The 10,547-nt window shown below is 73.3% G+C and carries 4 protein-coding genes; all 4 read right to left on the reverse strand.

Annotated elements, in window-relative coordinates; all coding sequences use genetic code 11:
* Window positions 1-3: 3 nt before the first annotated feature.
* The 4 genes from D0D15_RS02630 to D0D15_RS02645 are packed head-to-tail and all read right to left on the reverse strand — an operon-like array spanning window position 4 to window position 10,466.
* Entirely contained in the window at window positions 4-1,788 is a 1,785-nt protein-coding gene (locus D0D15_RS02630; protein WP_115944203.1) for an ADP-ribosylglycohydrolase family protein, read from the reverse strand.
* The gene (locus D0D15_RS02635) at window positions 1,755-3,863 is read right to left on the reverse strand and encodes an ADP-ribosylglycohydrolase family protein (protein ID WP_115944204.1); all 2,109 of its coding nucleotides are present in this window, start codon (window positions 3,861-3,863) and stop codon (window positions 1,755-1,757) included. The genes D0D15_RS02630 and D0D15_RS02635 overlap by 34 nt, the downstream gene beginning before the upstream one ends.
* Window positions 3,863-5,371, reverse strand: coding sequence for a TNT domain-containing protein (locus D0D15_RS02640; protein WP_115944205.1), 1,509 nt, complete (start codon window positions 5,369-5,371; stop codon window positions 3,863-3,865). The genes D0D15_RS02635 and D0D15_RS02640 overlap by 1 nt, the downstream gene beginning before the upstream one ends.
* 28 nt (window positions 5,372-5,399) lie before the next feature.
* Window positions 5,400-10,466 carry a toxin glutamine deamidase domain-containing protein gene (locus D0D15_RS02645; RefSeq protein ID WP_115944206.1) on the reverse strand — a complete coding sequence of 1,689 codons (5,067 nt, stop codon included), beginning with the start codon at window positions 10,464-10,466 and terminating at the stop codon, window positions 5,400-5,402.
* Window positions 10,467-10,547 lie beyond the last annotated feature (81 nt).

Below are 10,547 nucleotides of genomic sequence, written 5' to 3' on the forward strand. Positions count from 1 at the left end.
CCGTCAGTCCTTCGGATACCGCTGCGGCCAGGTCTCCTGCAACGACCTGCTCCGCGCGACGCCGTACAGGTTGAAGTACAGGTAGACGTCGTTGGCGAGGTTGTCCAGCAGCCCCAGCGGCGTCAGCGCCCCGACCAGGTCCGCGGGCAGGCCGAACACCCCGACGCGGGCGCCGATCAGCGCTCCGGTGAGCGCGGCGGTGAGCGGCGGGTCGGCCGACTGCAGGCCGGCGACCTGGATCGCGGCGAACGGGTCGTGGTGCCGCTTGGCGGCGGCGAACACGGCCCGGCCGGCCACCGCGAGCGGGCTCGCCGGGTCGCCGAGCGTCTCGATCTGCTCGGCGTCCGGGATGTCGCGGCCGTCGCGCAGCGCGAGGACGATCGCGGCGATCTCGTCGAACGGCGCCTGCCCCGACTTCCGCAACTCGCCCAGGACGGCGTGGAACGGCCACGGCGGCTCGCCGTTGACCAGCACCTTCCTCAGGATCCGCACGAGGAGTTCGATCGCGGTGGCGGTCTCGCCGTCGGCGCCGGTCAGTGCCCGCGCCACCGTCAGCTGGTACGGCAGGCCGGTGCTCTCCAGCTCCAGGCCAGCGGTCATGGTCGCGGCGAGCACGGCGGTGAGCGGGTTCGGCGGCGCCTCCGGACCGGCCCCGAGCGCGACCGCGAGCCAGCTGTCCGGCTTCGGCGCGGGCGGGAACCCGGGCGGCAGGTCGCCCGTGGCGTTCATGAACGGCAGGCCGCGCAGGACGGTTTCGGTGTGCCGCAGCATCTGCCGGGTCATCGGGCCGAGCACGTCACCGTTGCCCAGGGCGAGGCACTCCCCGACGGCGAACCCGACGTAGGCGCCGACGACGCGGTGCCACGCGAACAACCCCGACGGCGTGCCGGTGTCCTGGAACTTGCCCATCGTCCACGGCCGCGGCGCGGGCCGTCCGCTGTCGTCGTAGTGGTTGACCAGGCCGTTCCCGGCGAGGTCGGCGGGCCACTCGACGGGCCGGCCGTCGTGGCGCAGCCGCAGGTTGCGCACCCACCGGGCGTAGGCACGCGCGTAGCGCTCGCACTCGTCGGCGCTGAGTTCGTACCCGTTCTTCCGGGCCCAGCCGGCGACCGCCGTGAGCCGCTTCACGACCAGTTCGCCGCCCAGCTCGTACTCGGCGCCGAGGCGGGTGGCCAGCTCGGTGACGTGCGGCGAAACCTCGGGCGCGACCTCGTCGGCATATCGACCCGGCTCGGGCTCGATGCCGCTGATCTCCTCCGCGAAGTCGACGGCCATGGACAGGGCGTGCCCGGGATCCAGGTCCAGCCGGGTCTCTCCCGAGCCGGGCCGCAGCAGGTCACGCGGCCGGATCCGGCGCCACCGGTGGATGCCGGCCGGGATCGTGACCGTCGCGCTGTAGGCCGGGATGACGACCCGGTCGTCGCGGGTTCGGCTGCGGACGGGCTCGCCGTCACCGCCCAGCGGAACGAGGACCTCGCAGTCGAGCAGCTGCCGCCGCAGGGTCGCGTCGTCGATCCAGCCGACCCGGCGCATGCCCATCAGCTTCGCCGCGGGCGTGGTCGCCTTCGGACCGCCGAACCACTCCGGACCGGGCCGGTGCGCGGGGTTCTCCCGGACGTTGCCGGTCGGTTGCTCGCGCTCGTCGACCTCGATCCACCGCACGATCGCCGGCTCAGGTGTGGCGAGCCCGGGGAACTCGTTGCGCCGGAACTCGGGGTCCAGCACGGTCTTCCAGTCGGTGAAGTGCTGCACCGTCACGGCCGGATCGCCGGATAGCGCCGAAGCCATCGCTGTCCTTCCTCCCCCTCCGGGATCCCCTCGAACCGGCGGGTGACGTCGGTGACGACCCGCTCGATCAGCGGTTTGAGCTCCAGCTGGTCCACCCACTTCGGCGGCAGGCCGGGCACGCCGTTGCGGGCGCCGACCAGCGCACCGGCGATCGCCCCGGTCAGCGCGCTGCGCCCGGAGTGGTTCACCGCGCGCAGCAGCGCGACCTCGGGGTTGTTCTCGAACCCGGTCACCGCGGCGAGCGCGCGGCCCAGGACGGACGGGGTGTCGCGGCCGTCGCCGACCTCCTCCGGGTCGGGGAGGTAGTACATCCCCTGCTCCGGAATGGCGATCAGCGACCGCGCGGCCAGGTCACGCACCGCGTCCCAGCCGGGGCCCTCCCGGTCCCGCAGCACGGCACCGGCCGACACCCACAACGCCGGGCTGAACTCGCGCTCCAGCGAACGCTCGAACAGCAGGCCGAGGAAGACGGCGAAGGTCAGGTCGCCCTCGTCCGATTCCGGCAGCGCCGCGAAGGCCCGGACCGCCGCCTCGGACGCGCCGAAGGGCACCTCGCCCCGGCCGCCGATGGTCAGCACCCCGGGCAGGGCGCCGAGCAGGACCGCGGGGCCGGAGCGGAGGTCGGCCGGATCGGGGTCGCGGACGGCGTGCAGCTCGTCCAGGTTCGGCAGCCACCCGTCGATGCCCGGCACCGTCTCGCCCTGGGTGTGCAGCCACCGGGTGGTCGCCTCGCGGGCCGCGTCGGCGCCGCCGCGCAGGACGGCCTCGGTGAGGAACAGCAGCCGCTGGGTGAGCGGGCCGATCCGCCCCGGCGCGGAGAGATCGGTCAGCTGGTCCGGACCGTGCGCGCGCACGATCTCCTCGCGGCTGAGGCGGTCGACCGGCGCGCCGAGAGCCTCGCCGAGCGCGAAGCCGACGTACGCGCCGAGCAGCCGCTGCCAGCTGAAGTTGGTGTCCTGCCCGACGTCGGCGAACTTGCCGAACGAATCGACGCGCAACGTGGGCCTGCCGTCGTCGTCGTACCCGGGGGTGAGGCCGAACGCGGCGGGGTCGTATGGCGGCCGTGGCGGCAGCGCCATCGCCATGCGCCGCACCCAGGAGCGTCCCGTGACCACCCGGTAGCACTCGTCCCCGGTCAGCTCGAAGCCGTGGGCGCGGGCGCTGTCCCCGGCATCCACCGGCGGCTCGACGGGCTCGGGCAGGCCGATCCGCGCCGCGGTGTCGGTGGCCCACCGCGTCAGGTCCGCCGAGGCCTCCACGCACTCGCCGGTGACCTCGATCTTGTCGCTGTAGCGCGGGAACTCCGCGTGCGCCGCGCGGATCTCCTCGGTGGTGACCTCGACCGGCAGCTGCCACGGACCGTGGATGACCAGGTCGGCCTCCGGTACGTGGCTGAGGAGGGTGACCGGGTCCAGCCAGAACCACTCCCGGCTGCCCGGCGGGAAGAAGCGCGACGACGTCCACAGCTCGACCCGGCGGCGACCGTCCGTTGTGGACTGGTGGCGCACGCGGCCGTCGGCCAGCGGCACCAGCACGCTCTCCTCGAGCAGGCCGAGGACGAACTTCCGCTGGTCCAGCCAGCCGACGTGGCGGAACTCGACGAGGGAGTCGAGCGTGGTCCACGGCATCGGGTAGCCCCGGCGGCTCGGCCCCGTCCGGTACTCGGGGTTGGCGCGGGTCTCGCCGGTTTCCGTGCCGTCCGGCAGGTAGCGCCGCCAGCCCATGATCGCCGCCAGCGGCACGGCGAGGCGGCCGAGGCCGGAGCCGGCGTACTCGGGGTCGACCATCTCGGCCCAGTGGTCGCGGCCCGGGTACTGGGCGGGAATGCTGAGCCCGCCGAAGATCGGGGACGCGTGGCGCAGATCGCCCTCGGGGTCCCGCACGATCAGGGCCGGGGGCGGGACGATCCGCTCGCCGGGGTCGCCGCCGTCGAGGAACGCGGCCGAGTTGTAGGGGACGTACCAGCCTTCCGGGCGCCGGACGAGGTTCGCCTGGTCGACGCGCAGGTCCGCGCTCGGCCCGTGGACCTCGCGCAGCCACTCCTCGACCTTCGCGACCGCTTCTGCCGCTTCCACTACTCGATCCTTTCCAGGCTTCCGTCGGCCACGTGCTCGCTCAGCGGTTTCGGCAGGACGTACGCGACGCCCCCGCCGGGCAGGTTCGCCCAGGGGATCGCCACGCCGATCACGACCGCGAGCGTGCGCCGGAGCCGGTAGCGCCGCTCCTCGCGATCCCGCTCGATCGGCAGCGAGGTCGCGGCGAAGCGGGTTTCGTCGTGGTGGACCAGGTTGCCGCTCTCGTCGCCGAAGCGCAGCACGACCGTGCCGGCCGGCAGGCGGACCACGCGCTTGTTGCGCAGCAGGGTCAGCGGCGGGTCACCCTCGGCGGGCTGGATCGGCCAGTCCGCCAGTTCGGCGGAGGTCTCCAGCGGCGTTTCGGCACCGCCCGTCATCCGCGCCGGGTGCAGCAGCAGGGCGCCGAGCAGGTGCTGCGCCGCGTCCTCGGCGCGCTCGAAGTACTGCGGGCGTACCGGCGCTCCACCGGCGTAGCGCGCGACCTCCCAGCCGCGGTCGGTCGGGTTGAGGCACCACGCGCCGTCGGCCCGCGACGCCAGCCGGTAGGCCGCGGGCCACACGCCGTGCTCCGCGAGCCGCTGCGCCAGCACCACCAGCAGCGCGGGGTCCTCCAGCGCCGGATCGGTGCGGGTCTCCAGCTCGGCGGCGATGTCCCCGGTGGTCGGCAGCGCCTCGCCGGGATCGGCCTTGGGGCGGGACCGGCTCAGCAGGTCGGCGGCCGCGGTGCGCCGGGTCAGTTTGTCGACGTACGGCGGCTGGAAGTCCTGGTCGCGGATGTGCGTGAGGAAGTCCGGCTCGGGTGGCGTGCCGTACTTGCGCAGGTAGTGCGGCACCGACGCGTGCCAGATCCAGGTGCCGTCGGTGTGGTAGCTCTCCGGCACGTCGGATTCGGTGCCACCGCTGAAGATGTCCGGCCCGAGACCGCTGCCGACCAGCACCGCGGGCTGGCGTTCCAGGTACCGCAGGAGCGCGGGCACCTCGTCCGTGGGCACCGGCGGACGGCCCATGACGGGCGCGTCACCGTCGGCGTAGGAGTCGACCACGCGGGCGTGCCGGAACTTCGTGCCCAGCGGCAGTCCGGCGGCGCGGCGCCACCAGTCCGGCAGGTGCTCCGGGTCGCGGGGAAACGCTTTCAGTTCGGCCTCGAGCGCGGCGGCGAGGTCGTCCGGCGGGGTCTGCCACCACGGTCGCGCGGTGGTGCTGACGTCCAGGTCGAACTCGCCGGACGGGTGCAGCGCGTAGCGGGCCTGCAGCCAGGCGCCCACGCCCGGCTCGTACATGGCGTCGCGCAGCTCGCCGAACACCGCGGTCAGCTCGGCCGGTGCCGGGTAGGCGTGGCCGGAGCCGCGCGTGAACGCGATCGGCTCCAGCTCGGTGTGGTCGCCGACCTGGCGGAAGTGCAGCTCGATCCGTTCCCATCCGGACGGCGCGTCGGCACGGGCGAGCGTGCCGATGCGCACGAGCAACGGACGGTGCGGCTCCATGCTTGCCGTCGCCTCCCTGCGCATCTCCGTAGTGCCGCTCACTGTAACCAGCTCACGCGAGGATGGAGGTGCACGGGAAACCAGCCTGCTGCGCCTCCCACATGCCGAAGGTGCGCCGCTGCACCGAGGCGATGAAGGACTCCTCCTGCGCGGTCAGCGAGCGGCCCTCTTCCTTGGCCTGCTTGCGCATCCCGTCGACGGTGGCGTACAGCGCGAACACCGGGCCCTCGCCCCGCAGGTAGAAGGCGCGCTCCCGCTCGGTTTCGGCGATGAACTCGGATTCGGTCAGCGCGCGGAAGTTCGACGGCAGCTCGTCCTGGAGGACCTTCTCCAGGTGCGCGCTGTTCTCCTCGAACTGGCCGGTGCGCACGTTGAGCAGGAAACCGGTGAGGTTGCCGTCGCCGTCGCGGTCGACCTTGTAGGTCTTGTTGAAGCACTTGAAGTACTGCGGCGTCGGGATCTCGACGACGTCCTCGACCAGGGGTTGCTGGGGCCCGTCGAGCTTGCGGTGACTGCCGCCCCGGCTCGTGCCGGCCGCGCCTGGTGCGGGCATGCCCGGCAGCGGCGGCATCATGCTCACCGCGCCGACCGTGCCGTCGGATGTGCGCACCTGCATGTCCAGCGGGCCACCCTGGGCGAGGCGGTCGTCGGCGGACAGGACCTCCAGACCCGGGGTGCCGGCGAGCTGCGCGGCGGCGCGGTAGGCGTCGTCGGCGCTGCCGACCTGCATGCCGGCCGACGCCAGCCCCGTCAGGCGGGAGGCGTCGCCGTCGAAGCCGGCGAGGTCGCGCTGGAGCTCGTCCCAGCTGGGCGAGGACGCGGGGACGGCGGTGCCCCCGACCGCGTTGGCGATCCCGCCCAGCGCCGAGTCCAGCTCCTGCCGGGCGGCCGCGGCCCGCGCGAGCTGATCGCGCAGGTAGGCGTCGGAGTAGGCGGGGTCGGCGGCGCGCGAGTGGTCGAAGCCGGGCTGCAGGTGGTCGCCGATGCCGGCGGTGCTGGCCGGGCTGCCCGGGGTGGCCGGTGGGTAGCCGGCCGGCTGGGGCTGCTCGGGTTGCTGCGGGTGGTCTCCCGGGGTGATGCCGAAGTTCGCCTGGACGTGGTCCGGGATGTTCGGCATCGGCAGCTGCTCTTCCCAGGCTTCCTCGACCACCGGGATCGCGTCCGGGTAGGTGATCAGGTTGACGAGGAGGCCCAGGTTGGTGAGCAGCAGGCGCCGGAGGCCCGGGTTGTTGTCGACGGCGTCCCGGAGTTCGGGGTGCTCGTCCAGCAGCCGCCGGAACGCGTCGTCGATCCGCATGGTCTGCCCGTCGACGACGACGGTGTCATCGCCCGGCGCCAGATCGTCGGCGGTCCGGTCCGGCTCGTCGCTGCGCCGTTCCGGTTCGGGCGCGTCGTCCCGCGACGGTTCCGGCTCGGCGGGGGTGCCGTCGCGGGTGTGCTCGGGTTCGGCGGGGGTGCCGTCGCGCGACGGTTCGGGCTCGGCCGGTGTCTCGTCGCGGGCGGGTGCCGGTTCCGCCGGTGCGTCGTCGCGCCGGAGCTCCGGTGTTTCTCGCCGGTCGGGGTCCGGAATTCCGTCTTCCGGAAGCCCCGCGGCCTCGCCAGGTGCGTGCGGGCGTTGCGGGTTGACCGGCACGTCCGGCGCGGTCACCTGCGGCGACTGCCCATGGGCCACCCGCGGATCGACCGGCGGCTGCTGGTGCACCGGCGCCTGGGGCGGCTGCTGGACGGGCGGCTGGTGCTGCACGGGGGCCTGCTGAACCGGCGCCTGCTGAACCGGCGCCTGCTGCACCGGCGGCTGCTGCACCGGCGGCTGCTGCACCGGCGGCTGCTGCACCGGCGCCTGATGGGGCATCGGTGGCTGCTGCACCGGCGCCTGATGGGGCATCGGCGGCTGTTGCACGGGCGGCTGCTGGTGCTGCACCGGCGGCTGCGGCTGCTGATGCACCGGCGCGACCGGCCCCACCGTGATCGGTGTGGTCGGCGTCGGCGCGCCGTGCTGCAGCGGCGTCGTCGGCGTGTGGTGGACCTGCGGGATCTGCTGCACCGGCGGGTTCGGCACGGTCGGGGCAGGCGTGTGCGGCGCCTGCGACGACCCGTACGGCAACGCCATCTGCGGGTTCGCCGCGACCCCGTTGCTGGTGGCGAGCGACCCGAACGGCAGGAGGCTGACGCTCGTCGGCTTGGTCGGCAGCTCCATCAGCCCGCCGTTCTGCGGGTCGATGAACGTGACGCCTTCGGGCGTGTTCACGGCCAGGGCGACGTGCGCCGCTTCCGAACCGTCCGGTTGCTTGAACGACACGTAGATCACGCTGTGGTCGCCGTGCCGCATGTTCGCCACGTGCGCGATGGCGTTGTCGTAGGTGCCGATCCCGTCCACCCACCTGGCGCCGAGCTGGTCCTCCAGCCACTTCATCCGGTCGAAGGCGCCGAGGTCCCTCGGCAGAACCGGATCGGCCTGCGAGTCGATCCCGATCAGCCGCTGCGCGTACGCCACGACACAGCGGCTGCAGTTGTGCCAGTAGCCCTTGTCGACGGCGTTCGGCACGTTGCGGTTCGGGTTGACGTTCGGCAACTCCGGGTGCCGCGCCGCGACGTAAGCGCCCTCGTGCGGGCCGGCCGTGCCGGCGTGGATGGCGGGCAGGCTGTGCAGCCCCGGCGTCGCGCCGGCCAAGTTCGACCAGGGCACCAGCTGGTTCTGCAGCAGCGGCACGTTCTGGTGCACCGGCGGGACGGGCTGGTGCTGGAACGGTCCCTGCTGCGGGTGCTGGAACGGCCCTTGCTCCTGGTAGGGCGCTTGTGGCCCCTGATGCTGCTGGGGCCAGCCCTGTTGCGGCGGCGCCGACTGGTAGGGGTTGTGCACGGGCGCCTGGTGCGGTGCGCCCTGCCCGTACTGCTGCGGCGGCGGCGCCTGGTACGGATTGTGGACCGGCGCCTGCTGGTACGGCGCGCCCTGGCCGTACTGCTGGGGCGGCGGCGCCTGGTACGGATTGTGGACCGGCGCCTGCTGGTACGGCGCGCCCTGGCCGTACTGCTGGGGCGGCGGCGCCTGGTACGGGTTGTGCATCGGCGCCTGCTGGTGCGGCGCGCCCTGCTGGTACTGCTGCGGGGGCGGTGCCTGGTTCGGGTGCGTGGGCTGCTGGTACGGGTTCTGCACGGGCGCCTGGTGCGGTGCGCCCTGCCCGTACTGCTGCGGCGGCGCCGACTGGTACGGGTTGTGCATCGGCGCCTGCTGGTACGGCGCGCCCTGCTGGTACTGCTGCTGGGGCCAGCCCTGCTGCGGCGGCTGGTTCGGGTGCGTCGGCGCGGGCTGCTGGTACGGGTTGTGCATCGGCGGCACCTGGTGATGCGGCGCGCCCTGCCCGTACTGCTGCTGCGGCCAGCCGTGCTGAACCGGCGGGCCGGCCTGGTGCACGGGTGCGCCCTGGTGGGGTGGCTGCTGCTGGTGCCCGTGCGTCGCGGGGGGTTCCTCGGAGCGGCGGAACGGGTTCCAGCCGCCGGGCTGCGGCCGTTCGCCGTCCAGCCGATTGCGCAGCGCGCTGCCGTCGCCGGCGTTCCAGACCGGCTCGGTGCGTGCGGGTCCCCCGCCGAGCAGCTCGCTGATCCGGTTGACCGGCGGTTCCGGCTGGGCGGCCGGCGTCGGCTCGCTCTTGCTGGACAGCGGCGTGCCGTCCCCGGTGTGGGTCTGCATCAGGTGCACACCGGACGGGTTCGGCGGCAGGTCGGCGAGCCGGTTCGTCATCGGGTCGACCAGCGCCACGCCGTGCTCGGTGTTGACCACGCTGAACGCGCGCTGACCATCCGGCGTGTCGACCGACAGCACGGCCCGCGAGCCGACCGGCTGCCCGGCCATCTCACGCACCACGCTGTTGTAGTCCGGCAGCTGGTGGAACTCGCCGCGGAGCTGCCGGGACAGGAAGTCCCTGCCGCGCGGGTCATCCGGCCTGCCCGGCTGTGCCTCGGCCTCGATGCCTTCCATCCGCAGCTCGAACGCGAGCACGGACTCGGCCGAGTTGTTCCGGTAGGCCTCCGGCATGCCGTCGGCGTAGTAGCCGCGGGTGTTGACGTCCGCGATCTCCGGCAGGTGCTCGCGGAGGAACCGCACCTCCTGGTGGGCGTTGCGGGTCGGGGCGCTGGGACCGGTGGTCTGGACGCGCGGATCCACGGGATCCGTGCTGCGCGCGTGGATCGCCGGCTCACCCACGACGTCGGACGACCGGCGGATGTCGCCCCAGCCGTTCGCCGGCTCGCCGATCTTCGGGGGTTCCGGCGTCTCCGTCTTGGGGCTGGTCTCCGGTTCGGACTTCGGCGGGGTGTCCGGCACCGCGGCCTCGCCGCCCACCATCCGCGCGAAGCCCCGCCTGGACGCGGCCTCGATCTCCGCTGCCTGGATTTCGGCCAGGTCGCGGTTGCGGTCCATGTGCTGCTTGGCGGCCTCGGGCGGGAGGTAGCGCGGGTCGTCCGGCGTGATCTCCTCGAGCCGGATCACCCACTTCTTGCCGCCGCCGGGGGTCTCGACCTCGATCTTTTCCTTGACGACGAGCTGGGTGCCGGGCTTGTACAGGACCTCGTGTTCCGCCTTGTTCGAGGCCATCGACTCGATGTAGCGACCGGTCTTGCCCTCGATGATCATCTCGACGTCGCCGGGCCACTTCGCGGGGCCCAGATCGGCACGGCTCGAACTGAGGAACTGCGACTCGACCACGACGGCACCGAGTTCGTACCGGCTCGCGACGATGGCCGCCGCCTCGCCGCGCACGTTGACCCGGCGCACGGTTTCGCCCTGGTGGGTCGGCATTTCGTTCAGGCCGGAGACGAGCGCACGGACCATCGGCATGACCTCGTCGAGGTTCCGGCCGGTGCGCAGGGCCTCGTTGATCGTGGCGAAGACCGCGCTCGAGGTGTAGCTGTGCACGGCGTAGGCGCCGTTGTCGGTCATGTGCCGCAGAGCCGCGTCCAGGTCGCGCATCGCCAGCGCTTCGAGGAACTCGTGCTCGTGGGTGAGCCGGCCCGTGCGCTCGTCGACGATGCCGGTCTCGAGCTGGGCTTCGCCGAGGGCGTCGAAGTCGGCGCGGTCGTGGGTGCGGAAGTTCGGGTCCGCGATGTACGGCTCGTCGACCACCGGACGGTCGCGCTGGGGCGTCGCGTCGTCGGGAGCCCGGTCCGGTTGGGGTGCGCTGTCGTGGTGGGGCGGGCGCTGATC

Origin of the sequence: Amycolatopsis thermalba (genome assembly GCF_003385215.1) — a bacterium.
Taxonomy (GTDB): Bacteria; Actinomycetota; Actinomycetes; order Mycobacteriales; family Pseudonocardiaceae; genus Amycolatopsis_E; species Amycolatopsis_E thermalba.